This window comes from Streptomyces sp. BK208, from assembly GCF_004364245.1.
In the GTDB taxonomy this organism is placed as follows: domain Bacteria; phylum Actinomycetota; class Actinomycetes; order Streptomycetales; family Streptomycetaceae; genus Streptomyces.
In genome coordinates this window covers 56,004-81,608 of sequence record NZ_SOAV01000007.1, presented here as the reverse complement: position 1 = coordinate 81,608, position 25,605 = coordinate 56,004, and the positions used below count along the sequence as shown (strand labels likewise).

Annotated in this window: 25 protein-coding genes; 12 read left to right on the top strand and 13 right to left on the bottom strand. The window is 73.7% G+C overall.

Annotated elements, in window-relative coordinates:
- Positions 1-41 precede the first annotated feature (41 nt).
- The 3 genes from EV562_RS18640 to EV562_RS18630 form a co-directional block, all read right to left on the bottom strand.
- A complete protein-coding gene (locus EV562_RS18640; protein WP_133887942.1) occupies positions 42-2,291 on the bottom strand; it encodes a molybdopterin oxidoreductase family protein in 2,250 nt (749 codons plus the stop codon).
- Between the two features lie 785 nt (positions 2,292-3,076).
- Positions 3,077-3,694 (bottom strand): TetR/AcrR family transcriptional regulator, encoded by a 618-nt coding sequence (locus tag EV562_RS18635; protein WP_133887941.1) that lies wholly within the window; start codon positions 3,692-3,694, stop codon positions 3,077-3,079.
- 97 nt (positions 3,695-3,791) lie between these two features.
- Positions 3,792-4,361: a hypothetical protein gene (locus EV562_RS18630; RefSeq protein WP_133887940.1), complete on the bottom strand. Its 570-nt coding sequence runs from the start codon at positions 4,359-4,361 to the stop codon at positions 3,792-3,794.
- A 193-nt stretch (positions 4,362-4,554) separates the two neighbouring features.
- Here EV562_RS18630 and hmgA point away from each other — a divergent pair, with 193 nt between their 5' ends.
- From hmgA to EV562_RS18615, 3 genes are read left to right on the top strand one after another with little or no spacing between them, the layout of a single operon-like run.
- The gene (gene hmgA, locus EV562_RS18625; protein ID WP_133887939.1) at positions 4,555-5,871 is read left to right on the top strand and encodes a homogentisate 1,2-dioxygenase; all 1,317 of its coding nucleotides are present in this window, start codon (positions 4,555-4,557) and stop codon (positions 5,869-5,871) included.
- Between the two features lie 27 nt (positions 5,872-5,898).
- The gene (locus EV562_RS18620; RefSeq protein WP_133887938.1) at positions 5,899-6,648 is read left to right on the top strand and encodes a GntR family transcriptional regulator; all 750 of its coding nucleotides are present in this window, start codon (positions 5,899-5,901) and stop codon (positions 6,646-6,648) included.
- A 22-nt stretch (positions 6,649-6,670) separates the two neighbouring features.
- Entirely contained in the window at positions 6,671-7,831 is a 1,161-nt protein-coding gene (locus EV562_RS18615) for a type ISP restriction/modification enzyme (RefSeq protein ID WP_133887937.1), read from the top strand.
- Between the two features lie 31 nt (positions 7,832-7,862).
- Here EV562_RS18615 and EV562_RS18610 read toward each other — a convergent pair whose 3' ends face one another.
- Positions 7,863-8,567 (bottom strand): TetR/AcrR family transcriptional regulator, encoded by a 705-nt coding sequence (locus EV562_RS18610; RefSeq protein WP_133887936.1) that lies wholly within the window; start codon positions 8,565-8,567, stop codon positions 7,863-7,865.
- A gap of 63 nt (positions 8,568-8,630) precedes the next feature.
- Here EV562_RS18610 and EV562_RS18605 point away from each other — a divergent pair, with 63 nt between their 5' ends.
- Both EV562_RS18605 and EV562_RS18600 read left to right on the top strand, forming a co-directional pair.
- On the top strand, positions 8,631-9,635 hold the full coding sequence (locus EV562_RS18605; RefSeq protein ID WP_133887935.1) for an ATP-binding cassette domain-containing protein: 1,005 nt from the start codon (positions 8,631-8,633) through the stop codon (positions 9,633-9,635).
- Positions 9,632-10,447: an ABC transporter permease gene (locus tag EV562_RS18600; protein WP_133887934.1), complete on the top strand. Its 816-nt coding sequence runs from the start codon at positions 9,632-9,634 to the stop codon at positions 10,445-10,447. Before EV562_RS18605 ends, EV562_RS18600 begins: the two co-directional genes overlap by 4 nt.
- Positions 10,448-10,661: 214 nt before the next feature.
- On the opposite strand, the gene EV562_RS18595 is transcribed toward EV562_RS18600, so the two are convergent.
- Both EV562_RS18595 and EV562_RS18590 read right to left on the bottom strand, forming a co-directional pair.
- Positions 10,662-10,931, bottom strand: coding sequence for a hypothetical protein (locus EV562_RS18595; protein WP_003977105.1), 270 nt, complete (start codon positions 10,929-10,931; stop codon positions 10,662-10,664).
- A gap of 480 nt (positions 10,932-11,411) precedes the next feature.
- Entirely contained in the window at positions 11,412-12,218 is an 807-nt protein-coding gene (locus EV562_RS18590; RefSeq protein WP_133887933.1) for an SGNH/GDSL hydrolase family protein, read from the bottom strand.
- A gap of 217 nt (positions 12,219-12,435) precedes the next feature.
- On the opposite strand from EV562_RS18590, the gene EV562_RS18585 reads away from it, so the two are divergent.
- A complete protein-coding gene (locus tag EV562_RS18585) occupies positions 12,436-13,530 on the top strand; it encodes a DUF5925 domain-containing protein (protein ID WP_133887932.1) in 1,095 nt (364 codons plus the stop codon).
- 20 nt (positions 13,531-13,550) lie between these two features.
- Positions 13,551-14,321, top strand: a complete 771-nt coding sequence (locus EV562_RS18580) for a DUF72 domain-containing protein (protein ID WP_133887931.1) — start codon at positions 13,551-13,553, stop codon at positions 14,319-14,321.
- Between the two features lie 129 nt (positions 14,322-14,450).
- Here EV562_RS18580 and EV562_RS18575 read toward each other — a convergent pair whose 3' ends face one another.
- A complete protein-coding gene (locus EV562_RS18575; RefSeq protein WP_208298376.1) occupies positions 14,451-14,816 on the bottom strand; it encodes a GntR family transcriptional regulator in 366 nt (121 codons plus the stop codon).
- A 71-nt stretch (positions 14,817-14,887) separates the two neighbouring features.
- Here EV562_RS18575 and EV562_RS18570 point away from each other — a divergent pair, with 71 nt between their 5' ends.
- Entirely contained in the window at positions 14,888-15,814 is a 927-nt protein-coding gene (locus tag EV562_RS18570) for a GNAT family N-acetyltransferase (RefSeq protein ID WP_133887929.1), read from the top strand.
- Positions 15,795-16,283 (top strand): DUF402 domain-containing protein, encoded by a 489-nt coding sequence (locus EV562_RS18565; protein WP_133887928.1) that lies wholly within the window; start codon positions 15,795-15,797, stop codon positions 16,281-16,283. Before EV562_RS18570 ends, EV562_RS18565 begins: the two co-directional genes overlap by 20 nt.
- A 15-nt stretch (positions 16,284-16,298) precedes the next feature.
- On the opposite strand, the gene EV562_RS18560 is transcribed toward EV562_RS18565, so the two are convergent.
- Positions 16,299-16,916 (bottom strand): class I SAM-dependent methyltransferase, encoded by a 618-nt coding sequence (locus EV562_RS18560; RefSeq protein ID WP_133887927.1) that lies wholly within the window; start codon positions 16,914-16,916, stop codon positions 16,299-16,301.
- A 151-nt stretch (positions 16,917-17,067) separates the two neighbouring features.
- Here EV562_RS18560 and EV562_RS35895 point away from each other — a divergent pair, with 151 nt between their 5' ends.
- Complete coding sequence (locus EV562_RS35895) at positions 17,068-17,202, top strand: hypothetical protein (protein WP_133887926.1); 135 nt, start codon at positions 17,068-17,070, stop codon at positions 17,200-17,202.
- 21 nt (positions 17,203-17,223) lie between these two features.
- On the opposite strand, the gene EV562_RS18550 is transcribed toward EV562_RS35895, so the two are convergent.
- Entirely contained in the window at positions 17,224-17,700 is a 477-nt protein-coding gene (locus EV562_RS18550; RefSeq protein ID WP_133887925.1) for a GNAT family N-acetyltransferase, read from the bottom strand.
- A gap of 186 nt (positions 17,701-17,886) precedes the next feature.
- On the opposite strand from EV562_RS18550, the gene EV562_RS18545 reads away from it, so the two are divergent.
- On the top strand, positions 17,887-18,945 hold the full coding sequence (locus tag EV562_RS18545) for a lytic polysaccharide monooxygenase (protein WP_133887924.1): 1,059 nt from the start codon (positions 17,887-17,889) through the stop codon (positions 18,943-18,945).
- Between the two features lie 113 nt (positions 18,946-19,058).
- Here the strand turns inward: EV562_RS18545 and EV562_RS18540 are convergent, their stop codons facing one another.
- On the bottom strand, positions 19,059-19,937 hold the full coding sequence (locus EV562_RS18540; protein ID WP_133887923.1) for an alpha/beta fold hydrolase: 879 nt from the start codon (positions 19,935-19,937) through the stop codon (positions 19,059-19,061).
- Between the two features lie 180 nt (positions 19,938-20,117).
- Entirely contained in the window at positions 20,118-20,564 is a 447-nt protein-coding gene (locus EV562_RS18535; RefSeq protein WP_133887922.1) for a MarR family transcriptional regulator, read from the bottom strand.
- A 110-nt stretch (positions 20,565-20,674) separates the two neighbouring features.
- Here EV562_RS18535 and EV562_RS18530 point away from each other — a divergent pair, with 110 nt between their 5' ends.
- Positions 20,675-21,049, top strand: coding sequence for a cupin domain-containing protein (locus tag EV562_RS18530; RefSeq protein ID WP_133887921.1), 375 nt, complete (start codon positions 20,675-20,677; stop codon positions 21,047-21,049).
- 16 nt (positions 21,050-21,065) lie between these two features.
- Here EV562_RS18530 and EV562_RS18525 read toward each other — a convergent pair whose 3' ends face one another.
- Together EV562_RS18525 and dnaE are read right to left on the bottom strand one after the other, a co-directional pair.
- Positions 21,066-22,034, bottom strand: coding sequence for a hypothetical protein (locus tag EV562_RS18525; protein ID WP_133887920.1), 969 nt, complete (start codon positions 22,032-22,034; stop codon positions 21,066-21,068).
- Positions 22,031-25,579, bottom strand: a complete 3,549-nt coding sequence (gene dnaE, locus EV562_RS18520) for a DNA polymerase III subunit alpha (protein WP_133887919.1) — start codon at positions 25,577-25,579, stop codon at positions 22,031-22,033. Before dnaE ends, EV562_RS18525 begins: the two co-directional genes overlap by 4 nt.
- Between the last annotated feature and the right edge of the window lie 26 nt (positions 25,580-25,605).

Genomic DNA, 25,605 nt, shown 5'->3' with positions numbered 1-25,605 from the left:
ACAAGACGTTGACATGCGAGCAATAAGCGCAGAACTCCAGGTCACAGCTGTGCGCCGGTCAGCGGTGTGAGCGTCACGGGTACGCCGTTGAGGACCGCGTTGCCGGAGAGCGGGTCGAGCAGGCTGCCGTCGAGGAGCTGGTTGACGTTGACGCCGGGGTCGGTGGCGGCGTGTGTCTGGCGGACGCCGGGCCGGTCGTGCCCCCAGCCGTGCGGGAGGCTGACCACGCCGGGCCGGACGGTGTCGGTGATCTCCGCGGGCGCGGTCACCGCTCCCCCCGCGCCCTTGACGCGTACGGGCTGCCCCTCGTCCACGCCGAGCCGTGCGGCGTCCTCGGGGTGCAGGTGCACGGTACAGCGGTTGGAGCCGCCGGTGAGGGCGGGGATGTTGTGCATCCAGCTGTTGTTGGAGCGCAGGTGGCGGCGGCCGACGAGGACCAGTCCTGCGGGGCGTCCGGCCTCGGCCAGGGCCTGCCGCAGACGCGGCAGGTCGGCCGCGATCGGCCCCGGGAGCAGTTCCACCTTGCCGCTGCGGGTCTTCAGCGGCTGCGGCAGGCGGGGGCGCAGCGGGCCTAGGTCGATGCCGTGCGGGTGGGCGAGGAGACGCTCCAGGGTCAGTCCGTCCGGGCGGGCGCCGAAGCCGTCGCCGTAGGGGCCGAGGCGCAGCATCAGGTCGAGGCGCCGCTCGGGGCCGTTCTCGCCGGTGAGCAGGGCGGTGAGTTCGCCGGGATCACGGCCGTGCACGGGTGAGTGCGGTTCCCGTACGGACGTGGTGAGGGTCTGCTCGATCACCATGGCGTCGACGGCGGCCGGGTCGGTGCCGTGCATGCCGCCGACGGCCAGGGTGAGCCGGGCGAGGATCTCCGTCTCGGCCGTCCTGCCGGGCTCCAGCGGGACGGCGGGGCGGGTGTAGCGGACCTGGTTGCGCACGGCGAGGGTGTTGAAGGCGAAGTCGTGGTGCGGGCTCTGGGCGGGCGGGGGCGGCGGCAGCACGACGTGGGCGTGACGCGAGGTCTCGTTGAGGTAGGGGTCGACGCTCACCATGAAGTCGAGGGAGTCCAGCGCCTTGTCGAGCCGGTCCCCGTCGGGGGCCGACAGGACGGGGTTGGCGGCGATCGTGAGCAGGGCGCGGACCGGCTCTCCCGCGTCGGTGACGGTGTCGATCTCCTCGGCGAGGGCGGACAGCGGCAGTTCGCCCTTCGCCTCGGGGTGTCCGCTCACCCGGGAGTGCCAGCGGCCCAGCGCGAACCCGCGGCCGGGCCCGGCAGGGCGCGGGGTGCGGTCGGTGGCGGCCTGCGGGAAGAGGGCGCCGCCGGGCCGGTCGAGGTTGCCGGTGAGGATGTTGAGGACGTCCACGAGCCAGCTGGCGAGGGTGCCGTGCGGGACGGTGCAGCTGCCGATGCGGCCGTAGACCGCGGCGGTGGGGGCGGCGGCGAGCTCCCGGGCGAGGGCGCGCGTCACGTCGGCGTCCACGTCGCAGGCGGCGGCGACGGCCTCGGGGGTGAAGTCCCGTACGGCGGCCTCGACTTCGCCGACTCCGGTGACGTGCGGCGCGAGGGCGCCGAGGTCGACCAGATCCTCCGCGTACAGGACGTGGGCCATCGCGGCCAGCAGCAGCGCGTCGGCGCCGGGGCGGATCGCGACGTGGCGGTCGGCGAGCTTCGCGGTGCGGGTGCGGCGCGGGTCGACGACGGTGAGGGTGCCGCCGCGGGCCTTCAGCGCCTTGAGCCGGCCGGGGAAGTCGGGTGCGGTGCACAGACTGCCGTTGGACTCCAGGGGGTTGGCGCCGATGAGCAGGAGGTGGTCGGTGCGGTCGAGGTCGGGCACCGGAATGGCGTTCGCGTTGCCGAAGAGCAGGCCGCTGGAGACGTGCTTGGGCATCTGGTCGAGCGTGGACGCGGTGAAGAGGCTGCGGGTGCCCAGGGCGCCGAGCAGGACGTTCGGGTAGAGGGCACCGGCCACGGTGTGGACGTTGGGGTTGCCGAGGACGACGCCGACGGCGTGTGGTCCGTACCGCTCGACGACCGGCCGGACACCGGCGGCCACCGCGTCGAACGCCTCCTCCCAGGTGGCCTCGCGCAGTTCGCCGTCCCGGCGCACCAGGGGTGCGCGCAGCCGGTCGGGATCGGAGTCGACGGCCCCGAAGGAGGCACCCTTGGGGCAGACGAAACCGCGGCTGAACACGTCGTCGCGGTCGCCGCGGGCGGCGGTGACCGCGGTGCCCTCGACGGTGAGTACCAGGCCGCAGGTGGCCTCGCACAGGGGGCAGATACGCAGGGCGGTGCGGGACACGGGTCCTCCCGGACGGCGGCGGTGGGGCTTCCGGCCCGGCGAGCATACCGACCGGTAGGCATGTTGGGGAGGGTGCGTGCGTATCTCGTCGCCGGGCGGAGACGCCGTGCACCGCTTGCGGCCCGTCAGCCGAGCACCGCGCGGGGTTCCGCTCGCGGCGCGTCAGCCGAGCACCGCGCCGGGTTCCGCTTGCGGCCCGTCAACCGAGTCCGCACGTCGGGGCCCACGAATCGCTGGCCGTCAGCCGAGCACCTGCACCGGGATCCGCTCGCGGACCTGAGCCCGAGCACGCGCGCCGGGGGCCCACCGATCGCGACCCGTCAGCCGAGCACCCGCACCGAGATCCACTCACGGACCTGAGCCCGAGCACGCGCGCCGGAGGCCCACCGATCGCGACCCGTCAGCCGAGCACCCACACCGAGATCCACTCACGGACCCGAGCCCGAGCACGCGCGCCGAGGGCCCACCGATCGCGACCCGCCAGCCGAGCACCCGCACCGAGATCCACTCGCAGACCCAAGCCCGCAGACCCAAGCCCGGGCACCCGCGCCGGGAGCCCACCGATCGCGACCCGCCAGCCGAGCACCCGCACCGAGATCCACTCACGGACCCGAGCCCGAGCACGCGCGCCGGGGGCCCACCGATCGCGACCCGCCAGCCGAGCACCCGCACCGGGATCCGCTCCCGGCCCGTCAGCCGAGCACCCGCACCGGGATCCGCTCGCAGACCCAAGCCCGCGGACCCAAGCCCGGGCACCCGCGCCCGTTTCCGCCGCTCGCGGCCGGTCAGTCGAGCACGCGCCCCAGGTAGGCCCGCAGCAGTTCCCGGGCCTCCTCGATGATCTTCTCGTCCCCGTCCGGCACCACCCGGAAGGCGAGCTGCACGAGGGTGTCGGCGGTCTCCACGGCGACGAGGAAGACGCGGCGCAGGTCGTCGTCGGGGCGGCGGCCCAGGTAGCCGGAGAGCAGTTCGGTGAGCCGCTCGGCGACCCGGTGGTTGGGGACGGCGTGCCGGTCGCCGACCGGGATCTGGTTGCCGAAGTCGATCAGGGAGAAGCCGGGCGCGGTCCGCTTCATCGCGAGGTACTCGTCGAGCACGGCGTCCAGCGCACCGCGCCAGCCGCCGTCGCCCGTCTCCGTCAGCCGCTCGGTCACGCGCTCCGCGTAGCGCTCCAGGTTGCGCTGGGCCAGCGCGTCGGCCATCTGCCGCTTGTTGCCGAAGAAGCGGTACACCGACCCGATCGGCACGTCCGCGCGCAGCGCCACGGCCCGGGTGCTCAGGGCGTCGTAGCCGACCTCGTCGAGGAGGTCCGCGCAGGCGTCGAGTATCCGGGTCAGCCGTTCGGCGCTGCGCCGCTGCACGGGGGCGCGGCGGAGCGGGGGTGTGGGGCGCACGCCGCTCATGATGCCCTCCGGAGCCCGCCGGGTGTACCGCGGCCTCCGGCACGGCCGTGGAAGGCGGCCCGGGCCCCGGGGACCCGGGGGCGACCGGCGGTCGTGCTCACCGGTCGGCCGCCGGTCCGGTGACCGTCCGGCCCTCGATGTCCTCCGGCTGCGTCGCCCCGGTCGGCTCGGCGTCCGAGGCGGTGATGTCCGCCGTGCTCTCGACGGGCTCGCCGTCGACGGCCCAGACGGTGTCGTCGTCGGCGTACAGGCGGACCGTGAGCTGGTGCGTACCGCGCGGGACCAGGCCGGCGGCGAGGCGGTAGCGGGGGCCGCGCAGGCGGGTGAGGAGGTCGCCGTCGAGGAAGAGGTGGGCGACGCCGCGTCCGGCCACGGCCTTCGCCTCCGCGCCCTCCGGTGAGAACCTGAAGCCGCGGACGGTCACGCGGACGTCCCAGCTGTCGTCGGCCTCGGGCTGCACCTCGATGCCGGCCTCGGGCGCGCTCTCGGCGTCCACCTCGCGGTAGCGCCGGCCCTCCTCGTCGGTGGCGTCGAGCAGCCTGCCCACCGGCGTGGCCGAATCCCCGGCCTCCGGTCCACCCCCGCCGCCGGAGTCGCAGCCCGCCGATCCCGTCAACACCAGGACACAGACCGCGAGCACGGCGAGCCCTCCCCGCGTCCACGACATGACGGGAGAATAGAACACGGGTCCGACTGCCCGGATCATCCGGGGGTCTGGTTCCGGTCATCCTCCAGGCGGACGACGGAGCGGGGCCGGAGCGGGGAAGTCCTCCTGTGCCCCCTTGCGCGAGGGAAACCGCAATCCTACGGTGTGCCATAGGAATCGGGTCGCGAGGATTCGGGCTGTGAGGGAGCGAGCGATGAGCGGGGACGCGCGGAAGACCGCGGAGGGGCTGGCCTATCTGTCCGGTTTCGGCAACGAGCACAGCTCGGAGGCCGTGCCGGGCGCGCTGCCCGAGGGCCGGAACTCCCCGCAGCGGGCGCCCCTGGGGCTGTACGCGGAGCAGCTGAGCGGCACGGCGTTCACGGAGCCGAGGGCGCACAACCGGCGCTCGTGGCTGTACCGGATCCGCCCGTCGGCCGCGCACCCCGCGTTCACCCGATCGGGCAACGGCACGATCCGCACGGCGCCCTTCAACCAGGCCGTGCCCGACCCGAACCGGCTGCGGTGGAATCCGCTGCCGGTGCCCGGCCCCGCCACCGACTTCGTCGAAGGGCTGTGGACGCTCGGCGGCAACGGCGACGCGACCCAGCGCACCGGCATGGCCGTGCACCTGTACCACGCGACGGCCTCCATGGAACGCGTCTTCAGCGACGCGGACGGCGAGCTGCTGATCGTCCCGGAGCGCGGCGGGCTGCTGCTGCGCACCGAGTTCGGGCTGCTGCACGCCGAGCCGGGCCACGTGGCGCTGATCCCGCGCGGGGTCCGCTTCCGCGTGGAGCTCCTGGACGGGGACGCCCGCGGATACGTCTGCGAGAACTACGGAGCCCCCTTCCAGCTCCCCGACCTGGGCCCGATCGGCGCCAACGGCCTCGCCAACGCCCGGGACTTCAGGGCACCGGTCGCCGCGTACGAGGACCACGAGGGCCCGGTGGAGGTGGTCAACAAGTTCTGCGGCAACCTCTGGACCGCCGAGTACGGCCACTCCCCGCTGGACGTCGTCGCCTGGCACGGCAACCACGTGCCGTACGTCTACGACCTGCGCCGCTTCAACGTCATCGGCACCATCTCGTACGACCACCCGGACCCGTCGATCTTCACGGTGCTCACCTCCCCCTCGGACACGCCGGGCCTGGCGGGCGTGGACTTCGTGGTGTTCGCGCCGCGCTGGCTGGTGGGCGAGGACACGTTCCGGCCGCCGTACTTCCACCGGAACGTGATGAGCGAGTACATGGGCCTGATCGAGGGCGCCTACGACGCCAAAGCGGAGGGCTTCGTGCCGGGCGGCGGCTCGCTGCACAACATGATGTCGGCGCACGGTCCCGACCGGGACACCTTCGACCGGGCGAGCGCCGCCGAGCTGAAGCCGCAGCGGATCGACGACGGGCTGGCGTTCATGTTCGAGACGCGGTGGCCGGTGACCCTCACCCCGCAGGCCGCCCGCGCCGAGCATCTGCAGCAGGGCTACGACGACGTCTGGCAGGGCCTGGAGCGGCACTTCCACCCCTTGCACTGAGGAATCCCCTACCGGTACGGATGGCCCGTGACCTCCTTCGCCCCGGACTCCATCGTCCTGAACCGCAAGCTGCCGCTCTGGTACCAGGTGTCGCAGTCGCTGCGCGCCTCGATACTCGGCCGCTCGCCCCGGGACCCGCTGCGCCTGCCCACCGAGGAGCGGCTGGCGGGGCACTACGGGGTGAGCGTGCTGACCATGCGGCAGGCGCTGAAGGAGCTGGAGGACGAGGGGCTGATCACCCGCCACCGGCGGCGGGGCACGTTCATCGAGCCGCATGCCCGGCGGGGCGCCCCGGTGCGGCTGCTCGGCTCGGTGGACGCGATCGTGGCGCAGCAGTCCGGCATGAAGGCGGAGCTGCTGGACCACGGCACCGCCGCCGTTCCGTCCGAACTCGCCGAGTACTTCCCGCAGCTGACCGAGGTGGCGACGTACCACCGGCTGCGCTGCGACGAGAAGACCGGCGAGCCGACCAACCACGCCCGCAACTACGTCCGTCCGGAACTGGCCGAGCGGATCGACACGGACGACCTCGCCCGGTGGCCGATGACGAAGGTGCTGCGGGACGTGGTGGGCATGGACATCAGCCGGATCACGGACACCGTCGAGGCCCGGCTCGCGGACCCGGAGACGGCCCGGCTGCTCGAAGTGCCGCTGCTCAGCCCGATCCTGCACTACACGGGCATCACGTACGACACCGCGGGCCGGGTCCTCGACGTGGCCGTCATCCACTACCGGGGGGACCGCTTCTCCTTCACGGTCACCCTGGACGCCACCTGAGGCCGGGGCGGCCCGTCGTACGATGCCCGGCGTGACGCACGACGACGCTCCGCCGCTGGCGGACCTCATGCCGTGGTCCGTCGCACCGCCGCGACTCGGACGGGGGTGGCCGGCGGCTCCCGACGCGGCGGCCCTGAGGGCCCGCTGGGACGCGCTGGTGAAGGCCGAGGGGCCCGACCGCGCGGCCCTCTTCGAGCCCACCCGCTCGCGCACACCGCACTCGGCGGTCGCGCGGCTGCCGGGCGGCTCCGGGGGCACCGAGCGGCTGGCGCGCGCCTCGGGACCGTGTCCCGAGCCGGTCCGGGTGCTGCGGGCGCCGTTCGACGAGCAGTGGCTGATTCCCGACCATCGGCTGATCGACGCGGCCCGCCCCGAACTGTGGCGGGTGACGGACGAGCGTCAGGTCTTCGTCGTGGAGACGCCCGACGCCGCCGGTCCGCCGCTGCTGCTCGCCACCTCGCTGCTGCCGCTGTTCGGCCCCGCCCGGATCCGCCCGCTGCACCGCCGCCCGGGCGGTGCGGAGCCGAACCTCGCCCCGGGCCTCCTGGACCACCTGGCCGCCCGGCTCGGCGCGCGCCCCGCCCCGCTGGACGTGCTCGCCTGGTCGGTGGCGGCGGTGCGCTCCGGCTCAGTGGTCCCGCTCACCGCGGACCCCGCGCTGTGGGAGCGCGGGGTGGAGCTGGGCCGGCGCGCCCTGTGGCTGATGCGCCGTGACGGGGAACGCCCCAAGCTGCCCGGCGGCCGCCGCCCGTACGTCCGCGCCCCGCTGCCGCCCCGCCCGGCGGCGCTGCGCTACGACCGGGACGAGGAGGCCCTCTTCCTCGACGAGGGTCGCGTCTCCCCGGTGCCGCCCGATGCCTGGGACTTCGAGGTGGGCGGGGTGCGGGTGCTGGAGCAGTGGTGCGCGGCGCGCATGGCCGAGGGCGAGCCGGGCACGCTGACGGCGATCCGCCCGGCCGGCTGGCCGCAGGCGTGGACGTCCGAACTGCTGGAGCTGATCACGGTGCTCGCGCTGCTCGCCGAGGTGCGGGGCCGGTGCCGGGAGTTGGCGGTCACGGACGCGATCACCGCGGACGAGCTGCGCGACGCGGGCGTGCTTCCGGTGCCGGCGTCGGCCCGCCGTCCGGCCTCCGTCCTGGACGACCGCGAGGAAGGACCGGAGGGCCAGCTGGCGCTGCTGTGACGCACGGGGCCCGCCGGGCCGCCGGCCCCGCTCAGGCGAACCCGTCCAGCACCCGCGTCAGCGCCCGCTCGAAGACCGCCTCCAGGTCGATCGGCCCGGCGTCCTCGGCGAAGGACGCCGCCAGCCGCGGGTAGGCACCGCTCGCGACCTGCCGGCCGAGGTAGGCGATGCGCGCCGCGTTCTCCTGCTCCTCGGACCAGGGCAGCGAGCGGGTGCGCTCGACGGTGGCGATCTCGTTGCTCACGTACGTCGTCACGACGCCGTTCACCATCGCGACCAGCTCCATCTTGGTGCCGTACGGCGCCTCGAAGGAGTCGAGGCAGGCCAGGCAGTGCTCCAGGTACCGCAGGGCGTTGGGACTGAAGCCGTAGACCGGGGACATCAGGCGGGGCAGCCAGGTGTGGCGGTGCATCAGGGCCCGGGTCCGGTGAGCCACCCGGATCATGTCCGCGCGCCAGTCGCCGCTCGGCTCCCACAGCTCGTGCTCGCCGCTGACGGCGTCCATCATCAGCTCGTACAGGTCCTCCTTGCGGGGGACGTAGTTGTACAGCGACATGGTGCCGCAGCCCAGTTCGCCCGCGACGCGGCGCATCGAGACCGCGTCCAGGCCCTCGGCGTCGGCGATCCGCACCGCGGCGGCCGCGATGTCGGCGCGGGTGTACGCCGGTCTCGGCCCCCGGCCGGTGCGCTCGGGGCGCGACCAGATCACTTCGGGTACGGCCGCTCGGCCCGCCATCGTGCATCACCTCGGCCACCATCCTAGTTACGTACAGCGTACGTAGTGCGCTATGGTCGACCCATGACTACTACGTACGCTGTACTTAGTGAAGGTCTGGAGAAGCGCTTCGGCGCCGTACGCGCGCTGCGCGGACTGGATCTCGCCGTGGCCGAGGGCACGGTGTGCGGGCTGCTCGGCCCGAACGGGGCGGGCAAGACGACGGCGGTGCGACTGCTGACGACCCTGCTGCGGCCGGACGCGGGCTCGGCGCGGGTCGCCGGGCACGACCTCGTGCGCGAGGCCGCGGCCGTCCGCCGCCGGATCGGGGTGACCGGGCAGGACGCGTCGGTGGACGGGGACCTCACCGGCCGGCAGAACCTGCGGCTGTTCGCCCGCCTGCACCGGGTGCGCAGGGCGGCGGCGCGGGCCGACGAGCTGCTGGACCGCTTCGGGCTGGCCGAGGCCGCCGACCGGCCCGCCGCCACGTTGTCCGGTGGCCAGCGCCGCCGTCTCGACCTGGCCGCGAGCCTGGTGCGCCGCCCCGAGGTGCTGTTCCTGGACGAGCCGACGACCGGCCTCGACCCGGCCAGCCGCAACCGGATCTGGGACGCGGTGCGCGCCCTGAAGGCGGAGGGCACCACCGTGCTGCTGACCACGCAGTACCTGGAGGAGGCCGACCGCCTGGCCGACGACATCGCCCTGGTGGACCGGGGCCGGGTGGCCCACACCGGGTCGCCGGCCGAACTCAAGGCGCTGGTGGGGGCGTACGCGGAGGCCGTCGTCGCGGACGCGGACGCCCTGGTGCGGGCGGCGGCGGTCCTGGACCGGCTGACCGGCTCGGAGCCGGTGCTGGACCACGAGCGGCGCACCGCCGGCGCGGTCAGCACCGATCCGACGCTGACCCTGCCCCGCCTGGTGCGCGAACTCGACGCGGCGGGGGTCCCCCTGGTGGACGCGGGCCTGCGGCCGCCGAGCCTCGACGACGTCTTCCTCCGCCTGACCGGCGGCGACGGCGACGGCGGCGAGGGCAGCGATGAAGGCAACGGCGGTGGCGGAAGTGACGACAGCAAGGAGCTGGTGGCATGAGCACGGTGACGACGGGCTCGTACGGCTCGGCGTACGGACTGGCACACGACGGAGCGGCCATGCTGGGCCGCCAGTTGCGGCGGGTACGGAACAACCCGGGGCTGATGGTCCTCACCCAGACCATGCCGGTCACGATGCTGCTGTTCTTCGGCTACGTCTTCGGCAGCGCGCTGGCGATGCCGGGTGAGGAGTACCGGACCTTCCTGGTGCCCGGGCTCCTCGTCGCGACGGCGGCGAACGGCATCATGACGGGCATGTTCCAGGCCGCCCAGGACGTCCACCGGGGGGTGACGGACCGCCTGCGGACGCTGCCGGTGAACCGGGCCGCCGTGCCCCTCGGGCAGTCGGTCGCCGACGTGCTCGTGACCGCCGCCGGGACGGTCCCCCTGCTGCTCGTCGGGCTCGTGGTGGGCTGGCGGGTGGAGGGCGGCGTGCTCGGGGCGGCGGGCGCGGTGGCGCTCTTGCTGCTGTTCCGCTTCGCGACCACGTGGATCGGGATCTTCCTGGGACTGCTCACCCGCAGCGAGGAGGCCGCCGGCCAACTGGGCGGCGCGACCTTCGTCCTTCCGCTGCTGTCCAACGCGTACATCCCGACCGAGGGGCTGCCGGGCTGGCTGCGCACGGTCGCGGAGTGGAACCCGATCAGCGCGGTGACCACGGCACTGCGGGACCTCTTCGGCAACGCACCCGTGCCGGACGAGGGCGCCTGGCCGGTGACGCACCCGGTCGCGGGCACGCTGGCCTGGTGCGCGGTACTGCTCGCGGTGTTCGTCCCGCTCGCCGTGCGCCGGTATGCGCACGGGGGCCGCTGAACGGGTCCGGCCGCGTCACCGCCGGCGGGGAGACGGCGGGACGGGAACGCGGTACGGGAGGGTGAGAACGCGTGCGGACGGGCGCGTACGGAGTCGGGTGTACCGGGGACGGCCCGCGCTCGGGGAGCACACCGGGACGCCGCCGCGTTCCGTGGGGATGACGGACGGGTGCCGCGGCGCCACGCCGGGAGATGTGACCTCCGGCGCGCGGGCCTCAGTTGCCGCCGAACAGCGAGCGGCGCAGTCGACGCAACGGCGCAAACAGCGAGACCCGGCGTACCCGGGCGCCCCTGTTGCTGCGCTTGTGCGCGGGCTCACGCGCGGTCAGCTCACGCATCAGCGACGTCGCCTCCACGGTCTCGCGCGGCGGGAGGGCAGGCCCTCCGAGTACCGCGAGATGACGGTCGAGGCGCGAACTGGTCGCGCTGCTCCCGCAGGTGATCGCAGGGACCCTTGCCCTGCTGCGCACTGTTATCTGTTCCATGTCACTCCCCACCCGTACGAGTCCACCCGGCCCGGGCAGGGTAACCCTATCGCCCCGGTACGGCATGCGTGTATCGCGGTCACAGGATTCACCTTCCCCGTAAGGGGGTTGACGATCACTCTCCGAATCGAAGAGATTCCAGGGCGAGTTGGACAACCCGCCGCTCGGCGGCGTGGTCGGCCCCGGGCCGGTCCCCCGACCGGCCCGACGGTCACCGCGCGTCACCCGTGGGAGCCGGTGGGGCGGCGCAAGCCGGAGGCTCCGAGTGGCGTGTCGCGGTGGCACTCCCGCGGCGCCCGCGGACGCGCCGCCCACGGGCATCCGGGGGCGGCGGGAACGTGGGCGATCTCACGTGGGTGATCTCACGTGGGTGGTCTCACGTGCGCTCTTTGCCGCGTTCCCCGGCGCGGGGACCCGGAGGCGGAGACCCCGACGGGCGGGGTCTCCGCTCCCGCCTCTCCTGTTCCCCTTCCGCCCCGGTCAGGCGGCGCCGTTGAGGACCGGCAGGTAGCCGCCGGACTGACCGGCCGCTGTGGGGTGGTAGGACTCGCCGATGTTCAGCCAGTCGACGCTGTGCAGCCAGGGACTGCCGGAGCACAGCTCGTGTCCGGTGAAGGTGGTGCGGACGTCGCCGAAGGTGAAGCCGTGGGCGGCGACGCGCTGGGCGATCACGGTGTTGAGGTGGTCGGAGGCGTTGTTGATCGCCTTCCGCTTGGCCTCGGACAGGCCGATGCAGGTGGTGCCGAGCTTGTAGAAGCGCGGGTATCCGATGACGACGACGTGGGCGTTGGGGGCCTTGTCGCCGATCGCCGAGTAGACGGCGTCGAGCTTGCCGGGCAGCGTCGAGTCGACGTACGCCTCGGCGGTGGCGATCCGCGACAGGCAGGAGCTCTCGGACTGGAGCACACAGGTCGTCATGACGTCGGCGAAGCCCGCGTCGTTGCCCCCGATGCTGAGGGAGACGAGACCGGTGGCGGAGCTGAGCGGGCCGAGCTGTCCGGCGAGAACATCACCCGTTCGGGCGCCGGAACAAGCGGTGAAGTCGAACGTGGAGGGCGAGTGGGCGGCCGCCCACAGGTACGGATGGGACTTCGTGCTGCGCTTGCAGTCGCCGCTCGCGCTGATGTAGCTGCCCGCTCCGACTCCGGAGGAGTAGGAGTCACCGAGGGCCACATAGCCGTCGGCCGCGGCGTGTTGGGCCGCCTGGGCGGTCGCGGACCCGGTGAGGGCGACGCCGGCGGCGAGGACGAGTGAACTCAGGAAGCCGACAAGTCGGGAACGTCTCATGGAACCTCCCTTAGCAGGATTGCTGCCACAACCGTGGTAGCGGCTACGCGCGTCGACCGGAAGTGTCCATGCCAAAAATTGGCTGACACTCGTTCAACTACGGACGAAAACCGGGGACGAGAGCGGCCGTCAGGACCGGCGCACGGGAGCGGCCGGGCGGGTGCGTGTGCCCCGGAAAGCGGGTGCACGCGGCGGCCGGGTGCCGGATCATGGCGACATGTCCGTGAATCCGCACGAAGTCCTGCCGATCCGGCTCACCGTGGACGACAGCGACTCCCCGTCCGATGTCGTCGACGCGCTGTTCCTCGGCCGTTTCGCCACGGGTGAGCAGCCGTACTCGCACGCGGCGAACATCGACCGCGTACGGTCGGGGGCCACGCTGTTGCCACCCGGCGCACGCGTGCTGCGGATCGCCCGCGACGACGACCGCAGCGCGACCCTGGCGGAGGGCGACGGCTGGACGCTGCTGATCTCGCGGTGGAGCCGGGGCGCCGACGTCACGGTGACGGCGACCAGTGCGGACCTGGCCGAGAAGGTGCTCGGCGAGGCGACGGACGGGGCGGCGGACGAGCCCGAGCCGCAGCCGGAGAACGTGACGATGGGCTTCTGGTACGTCTCCCCGCGGCGCGGCCCGCACCGCACCACCCGGCAGATCGCGGCGGGCACCTGGGACGAGATCCGCGCCAACTACACCGCGCCGGTCGCCGACGCGATGGACGGCCTGATGAAGACGACGCCCGAGGACATCGCGGGCAGGCTGCTGCTCCTGCACGGCCCGCCGGGCACCGGCAAGACCTCGGCGCTGCGCACGCTGGCCCGCTCCTGGCGGGACTGGTGCCAGGTGGACTGCGTCCTCGACCCCGAGCGGCTCTTCTCCGACGTCGGCTATCTGATGGACATCGCCATCGGCGAGGAGGACGCGACGGGCAAGGACCGCTGGCGGCTGCTGCTCCTGGAGGACTGCGACGAGCTGATCCGCGGCGAGGCCAAGCACACGGCGGGGCAGGCGCTCTCCCGACTGCTGAACCTCACCGACGGGCTCCTGGGCCAGGGCCGCAACGTCCTGGTGGGTGTCACCACCAACGAGGACCTGGAGCGCCTGCACCCCGCCGTCGTCCGCCCCGGCCGCTGCCTGGCCCGTATCGAGGTCGGCCCGCTCACCCGGCGGGAGGCGGTGGACTGGCTCGGCACCGAGGAGGGGGTCGGCCGCGAGGGCGCCACCCTGGCCGAGCTGTACGCGCTGCGCCGGGGCACCTCGCCGACCGCGCTGCCGGAGCCGCGGGCGGGCGCTGACGCCGGGCTGTACCTGTAGTCCGGTGCTTTGATGACGGTATGACCCTGTTCGTCGGGACGTCGGGCTGGCAGTACCGGGACTGGCGCGAGGCCCTCTACCCGTCCGGTCTGCCCGTCCGGCTCTGGCTGGAGCACTACGCGGCCGCCTTCGCGACGGTCGAGATCAACAACGCCTTCTACCGCCTGCCGGCCCGGGAGACGTTCGCGGCGTGGCGGGAGCGGGTGCCGCCGGACTTCACGGTCGCGGTCAAGGCGAGCCGCTACCTCACGCACATCAAACGCCTGCGTGACCCGGCCGAACCGGTCGACCGCCTGATGACCCACGCGGCCGGCCTGGGCGACCGCCTCGGCCCGGTCCTGCTGCAACTGCCGCCGACCCTGCGCGCCGACCCGGCCCTCCTGGACGCCTGCCTCGCCTGCTTCCCGTCCGGCACCCGGGTCGCGGTGGAGCCCCGGCACGCGTCGTGGTGGACGCCCGAGACCCGCGAGGTCCTCGTGTCCCGCCGCGCGGCCCTGTGCTGGGCCGACGTCCGCGCCCGCCCGGTCACACCACTGTGGCGAACCGCCGACTGGGGCTACGTCCGCTTCCACCAGGGCCGAGCCGCGGCCTGGCCGCACTACGGCCGCCGCTCCCTGGCGACATGGCTCGACCGCATCACGACGACCTGGCCGGACACGAGCGACGTCTACGCGTACTTCAACAACGACCCGAACGCGGCGGCGGTGCAGGACGCCGCGACGTTCGCACACCTGGCCCGCACGTCACCCCTGACGGTCACCCGCACCCCCTCAGGCGCACGTCACCGCTGACGGCCGTCCCCACGCCTTCAGGGGCGCCCCACCACTGGCGGCCGCCCCCACGCCGTCAGGGGCGCGGGAAACTGCGCGACCGGCCACACCGCACCCGCGGCCGGAGAACGACCCGAGCCCCGGCGGCGCTCACCCGTAGACCGCCCGCAGAGCGTCCCGCACCGCGGCAAGCGCCTCCCCCTCCGACACCCCGAGCCGCCTAGCCCGCTCTGCATACCCCTGCGCCGCGCCGGCCACCTCCCGCTCCGCCGCGGAGCCCGCGGCAGCGACGAACGTTCCGTTGCGCCCCCGCGTCTCGATCACCCCGTCCGCCTCCAGCGCCCGGTACGCCTTGGCGACCGTGTTGGCGGCGAGCCCGAGGGACTCGGCCAGGCCGCGCACGGTGGGCAGCCGGTAGCCGACCGGCAGCGCGCCCGACCGGGCCTGTTCGGAGATCTGCGCGCGCACCTGCTCGTAGGGCGGCGTGCCGTCGTCGATACGGATCTTCAGGGTCACCCGGCGATTGTCCCGTATCCCCGGGAAATTGAGAGGCAGCGGACCGCCCGGCCGCCGTAGCGTGCGCCGACATGACCGTTCTCGTTCGCGACCTGCGTTCCGACGACCCGGCCGACGTCGCGGCTTTCGCCCGGGTCCGCCATCGTGCCCTGCCGTTCATCCTGTGGACTCCCGAGGCCGTCGTGCACCGGCTCGTCCACGCCCATCCGGGCGCCCGGAGCCGGTCCCTGGTCGCGGAGGAGGACGGGGAGGTGATCGGCACGGCCCAGATCGGCCTGGTGCACGACAGCCCGGTACCCGGCCAGGCCTTCCTGAATCTCTACGTCCACCCGGAGCGCCTGCGGCGCGGCGCCGGAGGGCTGATGCTGCGCACGGCCGAGGAGTACCTGATCGGCGAGGGCGCGACGAAGCTGTACTCCTGGGTGCTGGACGGGCCCGCCCATCTGTCCTTCGCCGAGCGGCACGGCTACGAGCGGCGCCGTGCCGCGTACTTTCTCCGGCTGGACCTGTCGAACGCGACGCTCCCGCCCCTGTGGTCACCTCCCCCGGGTGTCGAGCTGCGCACCGCGGCGGACTTCACCGACGATCCCCGGCCCATGTTCGAACTGGACGCGGCGACGGTCACGGACGAACCCGGCGACGTGGACATCGAGTTCACGGAGTACGAGGCCTGGCTGGCGGAGACCTGGCGGCACCCGCTGCTCAACCGTGAGCTGACCACCGTCGCGGTGGTCGACGGCCGCCCGGCCGCCTTCAGCGTCGCCTACACCGACGGCACCCGGTACTCGACCGCGATGACGGGCACGGTCCGCGACCAGCGCGGCAGGGGGCTGGCCAAGCTCGTCAAGACCGACTCCCTGCACCGGGCCCGCGCGGCCGGGTACACGGAAGCGCTCACCGGCAACGACACCGACAACGGCCCGATGCTCGCCATCAACAAGTGGCTCGGGTACGAGATCTGCGCGACGGAGGTGCGCCATGTCCGGGAACTCGGCTGAGTTGAGCGTCGCACTTGTCAAGGCGGGCCGGACGAAGATCCGCTACGCGGCCACGCTGCTGCACGACGACGGCACCCGTCTCGCCGTCCGCGCCCCCTGGGCCGGGGACGGCGTGCGCGACTTCGGCTTCGTGCGCTTCGAGGCCGGGGACGTCTTCACCGAGTACTTCTGGCGCGACCGGTGGTACGCGGTGAAGGAGGTCCGCACGGCGGCCGGTGTGCTGAAGGGCTGGTACTGCGACATCACCCGCCCCGCCGTGCTGACCGGCACCGAGCTGGTCGTCGAGGACCTCGACCTGGACCTGTGGCGCTCCGCCGACGGCACGGACGTACGGCGCCTCGACGAGGACGAGTTCGCCCAGAGCGGGCTGGCGGGCCGGGACCCCGAGGCCGCTGCCGCCGCCGTGGCCGCGCTGGACGAGCTGGAGCGGCTGGCCCGCGGGGACGAGTTCACCGGCCTGCTGGCGTAGCGCGCGCCGCCCGGCTCACCCGTACGTCGCCACCACCGCGTACCGCTCGTCGGTGACCTCCCCGCCCCACAGCGCCGGGTCGTCCGACAGCCGCTCCACGCGGTCCCGTCCGGCGAGCGGGGCGAGCAGGGCGGTGAGCCGGTCGGCGGGTATGCCGACCGGCGTGACGCTCCCCCAGACGCCTTCGACCAGGACCAGCCGCCCCTCGGGGCGCAGCAACTGCCGCCAGTGCCGCAGGGCCCGGCCGGGGTCGGGCAGCGTCCACAGCACGTGCCGGACCAGCACGGCGTCGAACCGCTGCTCGCCCACGGGCGGTGCCGCCGCGTCACCGGTCAGGAACACCGCGTCACGACCGGCGAGTTTGGCCCTGGCCAGCCGCACCATGGCCGGGGAGCGGTCGACGCCGGTGACGCGATGCCCCTGCTCGGCCGCGAGGAGTGACAGGCTGCCGGTGCCGCAGCCCAGGTCGAGGACGTCACCGGGCCGGGCGGGCAGCCAGGAGGCCAGCCGGGCGGCCCAGGCCCGGCGGACGCCCGGGTCGCGCAGTCCGTGGTCCGGCTCGTCGTCGAAGGAGTCGGCCAGCGCGTCCCAGTCGACACCCGGTGCGGTCGCTTCGTCACGGTTCTCGCTCATGCGCCCAGCGTGACACCCGGCACTGACAACGGAGTCGGGGCACGGGAACGTGACAACCGCCACTGACAGTCATGCATCGATGAGTGACTCTCGGGGAAAGGGTCTACCTCCGTGAGAACGCGGAACCCGGTGGATCCGTAAGGAGGCAGCCATGCGCCGTCTGACCGTGCAGAAGCCCCTGAAGAAGTCCGACGCCCGCCGAGTCCGCGAGGAGACCGACGAGCGCCACTCCGGGCGCCCGGAGGTCCGCAAGGACATCGCGCGCACCTGGTGGCCGGAGGGCTGACCGGGCGGGCCATGAGACGCCTCAGAGCAGCCGCTTGCGGTAGTGGACGCGGTCGTAGGGCCCGTCCACCCGGCGTTCGACGACTTCGTACCCGTACTTCGGATAGATCGCCTGGTTCTCCCACATCATGGCGTTCGTGCAGAGCCTGACCTCGGGCAGGCGCAGCGCACGCGCGTGCGCGTCCACGAAGCGCAGCAGCCTCCGTCCCACACCCCGGCCGTGCGCGTCGGGGTGGACGGCGATGCTGTCGAGGAAGAGGTGGTCCGGGTACGCCTCCACGACGACCAGCCCCACGAGCCCCGCGACTCCCGCGGGGTCCGTGCCGGGCTCGTCCGTGACGAACACCTTCCCCGCCGCCACGTTCGCCGCGTGGTCCGCCTCCATGGGCTGCGGCACCACCCCGATGCGCTCGATGTACGGGCGGTACGCGGCGTCGGTCACCGCCTTCACCGCCGGTACGTCCGAGGTGACCGCCGGCCGGATCCGCTCTCGTTCCATGCCTGAACGGTAGCTACCTCAGCGCAGCCTGAGCACTCCCTTAACGCGGCCATAAGGATCTCCGTCACCCGCCTCCAGCAGGTGATCCGGCGCGGTTCCGGGGCTAGCTTGCTGATCAACCCCACGGGTTCCGGCCCGAGTTCACCAGTCCCCGTCGACCGCGTTGACCGTTTCGAGGAGTTCCGCATGCCCGCATCGTCCGCGCCCCGCAGGACCGTCGCCGTCACCGTCGCCGGTCTCGCCCCGCTCGCCCTGACCGCGCTGGCCGCCACCCCGGCGTCCGCGCACGGTTCGATGGGCGATCCGGTCAGCCGGGTGTCGCAGTGCCACGCCGAGGGGCCCGAGAACCCCAGGTCGGCCGCGTGCAAGGCGGCGGTCGCGGCGGGCGGCACGCAGGCGCTCTACGACTGGAACGGCATCCGCATCGGCAACGCCGACGGCAGGCACCAGGAGCTGATCCCGGACGGCAAGCTGTGCAGCGCAAACGACCCGGCCTTCAAGGGCATGGACCTGGCCCGCGCGGACTGGCCCGCGACCGGCGTGAGCAGCGGCTCGTACACCTTCAAGTACCGGGTGACGGCCCCGCACAAGGGCACGTTCAAGGTGTACGTCACCAAGCCGGGCTACGACCCGTCGCAGCCGCTGCGCTGGGACGACCTGGACCTGTCGGCACCGGTGGCGACCGCCACCGACCCGGTCGCCTCGGGCGGCTTCTACACCTTCTCGGGCACGCTGCCCGAGCGCTCCGGCAAGCACCTGCTCTACGCGGTGTGGCAGCGCTCGGACAGCCCGGAGGCGTTCTACTCCTGCTCGGACGTCTCCTTCAGCGGCGGCACCGGCACCGGCACCGGTGACAGTGCTCCCGCCGGTGCGGCCGGCGGTGAGGCCGCCGCGCCCGAGGCCTCCGCGCCGTCCGAGGAGCAACTCGCGGCCGCGGCCGACAAGTCGACGATCGAGCACCACGGGCACGGCGACCAGGACGCGGCGACCACCACCGACCCGACGGACCCGGCCGCCGCCCCGGAGGAGGCACCCGGCACCGCTGCCGAAACCGCCGCCGCTGCCGCTGCCGAGCCCAACGAGGTCAAGGCCGCGGGCGGCGGCGAGAACCTCGCCGAGACCGGCGGCGACAGCGGCACGCCCTACATCGCCGTGGGTGGCGCGGCCGTCCTGGCCCTCGGCGCGGCGGTCCTGTTCGCGTCGGTCCGCCGGCGCGCGACGAGCGGTGGCCGGCACGGCCACTGACCCGGAACCGGGGACGCGGGGGGACGCGGGGCCCGTCCGGCGGCTCAGGCCGGGCGGCCCCCGCGTGGCGTGCGCGGGGCCCGGCCCGTGTCACCGGACCGCCGGGGCGCCGGTCAGCCGAGGACCGAGGCGCAGGTGGTGGGTGTGGCGTGCGCCGGGTCCAGGGCGTTGACCACCTCGTGGAAGGCGATCCGGTCCAGCAGCCCGATCGCCAGGTGCTCGGAGAGGTCGAGCGGGCACAGGTCCTGCAGCAGGACGTTGCGCACCCCGGGGCCGCTGAGGAACTGGCTGCGGTACGGCGTGACCACCTCGTCGTACCGCGAGGCGAGGACGGTGTAGCGCACGCCGGGCACGGTGTCGCCGCCCTCGTTGAGCCTGGTGAGGACGTCGGAGCCGACGACCTGGTCGGCGAGGGCGGGGGTGTGCTCGTTCAGCAGGTCCTCGGCGCCGGGGAAGTACGGCAGCAGGCGGGTGAGGCCGGACAGCGTGGTGCCGTGGTTGCTGGGCGCGATGCCGACCAAGGCGTTCACCTTGTCGGCTCCGCCGAGGAACCTGAGGTAGTAGCGGGGCATCATGCCGCCCTGCGAATGGCCGACGAGGTCGGTCTCGGCGGCGCCGGTCGCGGTGAGCACCTTGTCGACGTAGGCGGCCAGTTGCTCCGCCGACTTCTCGACCGGGCCGAGTCCGTGGAAGAGCGGGACGCCGGGCAACCGGCCGTAGTCGAGGGAGAAGACGCAGTAGCCGCGGTTCTGCAGGTAGGGCGCGAGGCCCAGCCAGTTGTCGACGGAGTTCCCGAAGGTTCCGTGGACCAGGACGACGGGGCGGGGATGGGCGGCGGAGGGCTTGCAGGTGTAGTCGTTCCAGCCGGAGGTGGGGCGTGCGTCCGTGGCGGTGGTGGGGGCGGCACCGGCGGTGACGGCGGGGAACAGGACGACCGCGGCGGCCAGCAGCAGCGCGGTCAGCGGTCTGAGCACTCGGCTCCAGGGCAGCATCGGGTGATCTCCTTGCGGATCGGGGGAGTTGCGACGGCAAGACGCCCTGTGATCCGGATCACGGGATGCTGTTCATTCGTCAAGTTACGGGCGAGTAGCGCACGTGTGAAGTTACGCGTCAGTAAAAACTTCCGGTGGCAACCGGCGCCGCCGGCACCGCAGGTGACAGAGGGACCGGGCTCACCGGGCGGGCCGGATCGGCCCGCCCGGCGCCACGCGCAGCAGACCGTCGCGCAGCGCACGCACCCCTTCCTCGCCGAGCACCTCGGCCCATGCGCCCACGGCTTCCGCGGCCGCCGCCTCCGCCGCCCGCGTGCAGGCCCACCCCGCCTCCGTCATCACGACGAGCCGGGCGCGCGCGTCGACGGGATGCGGCCGGCGCTCGGCGTATCCCTTGCGGACCAGCTCGTCGACGAGCTGACTGGCGGCCTGCTTGGTCACCCCCAGGTGCACGGCCAGGTCGGTGACCGTCGCGCCGTCCGGGGCGAGCCGGGCGAAGGCGAACCCGTGCGCGGGTCGCACATTCTCGAAGCCGCGGGCGACGACACCCTCGTGGATGCGCTGCGTGAGCCCGCCGGCCGCGGCGAGCAGGGCGGCGGTCAGGGCCATGGCGTCGGAGTTCTGCACGGTGGCATTGAAACACCCTTGACAGCTTGGTCAAGCAGCTTGACCATAAGCGAAAGGTCAAGCTGCTTGACCAAATGCCGACCGACTGATCCCGCACGGAGGAGTCCGCCATGCCCGTCGTCCGTTCGTCCGAAGGCGTCACCCACGAGATCCACGGCGCCCGCTTCGTCTCGTACGCCACCCCCCGCGTCGGCAGCAGGGAGCTGTGCGCCTGGCGGGGCGAGATCCCGGCGGGCACGAAGGCGCCCGCGCACACCGTCGACCGGGAGGAGGTCCTCCACCTGCTCACCGGCGAGCTGCTGATCACCCTCGACGGCCGCACCGAGCGCGTCACCGCGGGCGACACCGTGATCATCAACTCCGGGGCGACCCTCGCCGTCGAGAACCCCACCGACCGGACCGCGACCTCCTGGGTCACCACCTCGGTCGGCCTGACGGCGGAGCTGGCCGACGGCACCCGCCTCGCTCCCCCGTGGGCCAACTGACCGGCGGGCCGGGGTCTCACGCCGCCAGCGACCCCGGCATCACCGCCCGCGGTCCGAACTTCGCCCGCGCGCGGTCCGCGACCTCCTCGATCCGGCGGACCTTCTCGTCCACGGGGTCGAAGGTGAGCTGGTGGGAGGCCTGTTCGGCGGGCGTGAGCCCCTCGGCCCGCAGGGCGACCGAGCGGACCCGGGCGCGCTGGAGGCCGAGCGCCCCGTACAGGTCGTACGCGACCCGGGTCAGGGCCGCCGAGTGCGCGGTCGGCTCCTTCAGGGTGCGGCTGCGAGTGGTGGCCGACCGGTCGGCGTAGCGGACGGTCAGGGTGAGGGTGCGGCACACCTTGTCCACGGCGCGCAGCCGGGCGCCCAGTTCCTCGGCGGCCGAGAGCAGGGCGCGGCGGTGGCGGCCGGGATCGAGTTCGTCGCGGTCGAAGGGGCGGTCGGCGGCCAGGGACCGGGAGACGCCGTTGGGGACGACCCGGCCGCGGTCGACGCCCTGGGCCTTCTCGTGCAGCTCGCGGCCGGTCCTCGCGCCCACCAGCCGCTGGAGCGTGGACAGCGGCGCGGCGGCGACCCGGCCGAGGGTGTCGAGGCCGTACTCGCACAGTGTGCGCGCGGTCGCGGTGCCGACGCCGGGCAGCGCGGCGACGGGCCGGCCGGCGAGGAAGTCCCGCTCGCCGCCGCCGGGGACCGCGCGGGTCAGCCCCGGCCGGGCGTCGCGCAGCGCCATGCGGGCCAGCATCGGGCCGGGGCCGGCGCCGATCACGCAGTCCACGCCGTACAGCGCGAGGGCGCGCACCCGGATCACCGAGGCCAGCTCCACGGCGTCGCGCCCGAAGTACCGTTCGGCGCCGCGCAGGTCGGCCAGCGCGCCGTCGGGCGGCAGCGCCTCGACGACCGGCGTGAACTCCTCTAGGAGACCGAGCAGTTCGGGCAGGGCCGCCTCACGCGTCGGCGGCGGCTGGAAACGTACGCAGAGAATCGTCATCCCGCACTCCCCGGGCTCTGGTGCCACAACTTCCTTCCGACCGCGGGCCCTTCGCCCGCGGGGCGCAGATCGGCCCAGGGGTGCATCTCGTACCCGGTGGACATGCGGATCCTCCGCTGCTCCATCGGGTCCTGGGCCGCGGAACCGGCCGGCGCGGGCCGTCCGTCCGAACCGGCGAGGCGGCGGCGCGCCGGACCACCCCCGGGATCGTCGCCCTCCGGGCCTCCGCCCGCCGCGGCCAGCCGGGCGGCGACGCCCTCCAGGCCCTCCTCCCGGCGCACCTCCAGCAGGTCGGCGAGGTTCCAGGCGGCGGAGCCGACGACGCTGAAGCTGCGCGGGCCGCGCCGCTGCACCACCCCGCGCACCAGCAGCAGCCAGGAGTGGAAGACGGTGTGCGCGCAGGCGTCGTGGGAGTCGTCGAAGAAGGCGAGGTCGACCAGTCCCGAGCCGTCGTCGAGGGTGGAGAAGATGACCCGGCGGCCGGAGCGGATCGGCGGGGTCTGGGTGGCCGCCTTGGCGCCCGCCACCAGCACCGTCTCCCCGTGCCGCGTCTCGCGCAGCCGCTTGGCCGACACCACGCCCAGCTCGCGCAGGAAGCCGCCGTGGTCGTCCATCAGGTTGCGCGAGGCGTCCATGGAGAGCACGCCGAGTTCGGCGCTGAGCCTCTCCGCCGAGGTGAGGTCGGGCAGTCCGGCGGAGGCGGTCCTGCGGCCGCCGGCGAGGGGGAGCTGGTCGCCGCGTCCGCCCCGGGCGCCGCGGTGCAGTTCGGTCAGGTGCAGTTGCAGGTCGCGGCGGTTGGCACCGAACGCGTCCAGCGCGCCGACCTGGGCGAGCCGTCCGGCCAGCGGCTTGCTGGGGCGGGCTCGTTCCCAGAAGTCGAGCAGGGAGGCGTAGGGCTGCCCCTCGGCGATCCGTTCCGCCTCGGCCTCGCTGATGCCGTGCACGTCGGACAGGGCGAGGCGCAGGCCCCACGTGCCCGGACCCCTTGATTCAGACACCAGTTCGATCCTGTGTGCGACCCCGGACCTGTTCACGTCCAGCGGCAGGATCGGCACCCCGCGCCGTCGCGCATCCGCCAGCAGCAGCCGCTTGGGGTACATGCCGGGGTCGTGGGTGAGCAGTCCCGCGTAGAAGGCTGCCGGGTGATGGGCCTTCAGCCATGCCGACTGGTACGTCGGCACCGCGAAGGCGACGGCGTGCGCCTTGCAGAAGCCGTAGCTGCCGAAGGCCTCGACGATCTCCCAGGTGCGCCGGATCGTTTCCGCGTCGTAGCCGTTCGCCGCCGCGTGCTGGGCGAACCACACCTTGATCCGCCCCTGCGACTCCGGGTCGGAGAGACCGCGCCGCACCCGGTCGGCCTCGCCGCGTCCGCAGCCGGTCATGATCGCCACGATGTCGATGACCTGCTCGTGGAAGACGACGACCCCGTAGGTGCCCTCCAGCGGCTCCGTCAGGTCCTCGTGCGGGTAGCGCACCGGCGCCCGTCCGTGCCGGGCCTCGATGAACGGCCGCACCATGTCGGCGGCGACCGGGCCGGGCCGGAAGAGCGAGATGTCGACCACGAGGTCGTGGAAGGTCGACGGCTGGAGCCTGCCCACCAGGTCCCGCTGACCCGGTGACTCGATCTGGAAGCAGCCCAGCGTCTCGGCGGACCGGATCATCCGGTACGTCGCGGGGTCGCCCTCGGGCACGGCGTCCAGGTCGACCCGCTCCCCCGTCGCCCGCTCCACCTCGGCGACCGCGTGCGCCATCGCCGACTGCATCCGTACGCCGAGCACGTCCAGCTTGAGCAGCCCGAGGTCCTCCACGTCGTCCTTGTCGAACTGGGCCATCGGGAAGCCCTCGCCGCTGGTCGGCACGACCGGCGTGCGGGAGAGCAGGGAGGCGTCGGACAGGAGGACGCCGCAGGGGTGCATGGCGATGCCGCGCGGGAGGGCGTCGAGGCCCTCGACCAGTTCCCAGAGCCTGCCGTACCGCCCTCCTCCGTCCCGCCGGGACTCCCCCGCCAGTTCCCGCAGCTCGGGCAGCTCCTCCAGCGCCGCGCGGGCGTCGCGGGCGCGGATGTGCGGGAAGGACTTGGCGACCCGGTCGATCTCGGCCGGGTCCATGGACAGGGCGGCGCCGACGTCGCGGATGGCGTGGCGCACCCGGTACGTCTCCGGCATGGCGACCGTGGCGACCCGCTCGGTGCCGAACCGGCCGATGATCGCGCGGTAGACCTCCAGGCGGCGGGCGGACTCCACGTCGATGTCGATGTCGGGCAGCACGACCCGCTCCTTGGACAGGAACCGCTCCATCAGCAGCCCGTGCTCGACCGGGTCGGCGTGGGCGATGCCGAGGAGGTGGTTGACGAGCGAGCCCGCGCCGGATCCGCGCGCGGCGACCCGGATGCCCATGTGCCGTACGTCGTCCACGACCTGGGCGACGGTGAGGAAGTACGAGGCGAAGCCGTGGTGGGCGATGATGTCCAGCTCGTGGTGCATCCGCTCCCAGTACTCGCGGTGGCCCGGCCGCCGGTCGTAGCCGCGGCGCACCATGCCCGCCGCCGCCCGGGACGCGAGCGTCCGCTGGGCGGTGCGGCGCCCGGCGCCCACGAGGTGCGGCTCGGGGAAGTGGACGGCGCCCATGCCGAGGTCGTCCTCGGGGTCCACCAGGCACTCGGCTGCCGTGGCCCGGGTCTGCTCCAGCAGGCGGTGGGCGGCCTCGCGCCGGAAGCCCGCGGACTCGACGATCCGCTCGGCGGCCTGCCCCATGGCACCGGCGTCCTTGAGCCAGGCCTCGCCGGAGTCCAGCTCCTTGGTGGCGTCGATCGGGACGAGGCGGCGGGCGGCGTCCAGGACGTCGGCGACGGGGCCCTGGCCGGGGTCGGCGTAGCGGACGGCGTTGGTGAGCACCGGCCGGACGCCCTGCTCGGCGGCGAAGCCGACGGTGCGGGAGGCCAGGCGCAGGGAGCCGTGACCGGTGCCCTTGCGGCCGTGCCAGACGGCCTCCAGGCGCAGGGCGTCGCCGTAGACCTCCCGCCAGGGGGCGAGGAGCTTCGCCGCGCGGTCGGGGCGGCCGGCGGCGAGGGCGCGGCCGACGTCGGAGTCGGGGCCGAGCAGGACGGTCAGCCCTTCGGCGTGGTTGTCGGGCCAGGACAGCAGCGGGGTGCCCTCGGCCGTGTGGGCGGCGGAGACGAGGCGGCACAGGTCGGCCCAGCCGCGGGCGCCGTCCCGGGCGAGGAAGGTCACCCGCGGGGCCGACTCGTCGACGAAGGCGCCGCCGCGCACGGGAGTACGGAGCCGGTCCCGGCGTACGGAGGTGTCCGTGCGTTCCGCCTCGGGCTCGGGGGCGGCGACCGCGAGCTCCGTTCCGAACAGCGGACGGACGCCCGCCTTCGCGCAGGCCTTGGCGAAGCGGACCGTGCCCGCGAGGGTGTCGCGGTCGGTGAGGGCGAGGGCGTCCATGCCCCGCTCGACGGCGCGCTCGGCCAGCCGCTCCGGGTGGGAGGCGCCGTAGCGGGCGGAGAACCCGGAGACGGTGTGCAGGTGCGTGAAACCCGGCATCACGCACCTCCCGACTCATGAACCGA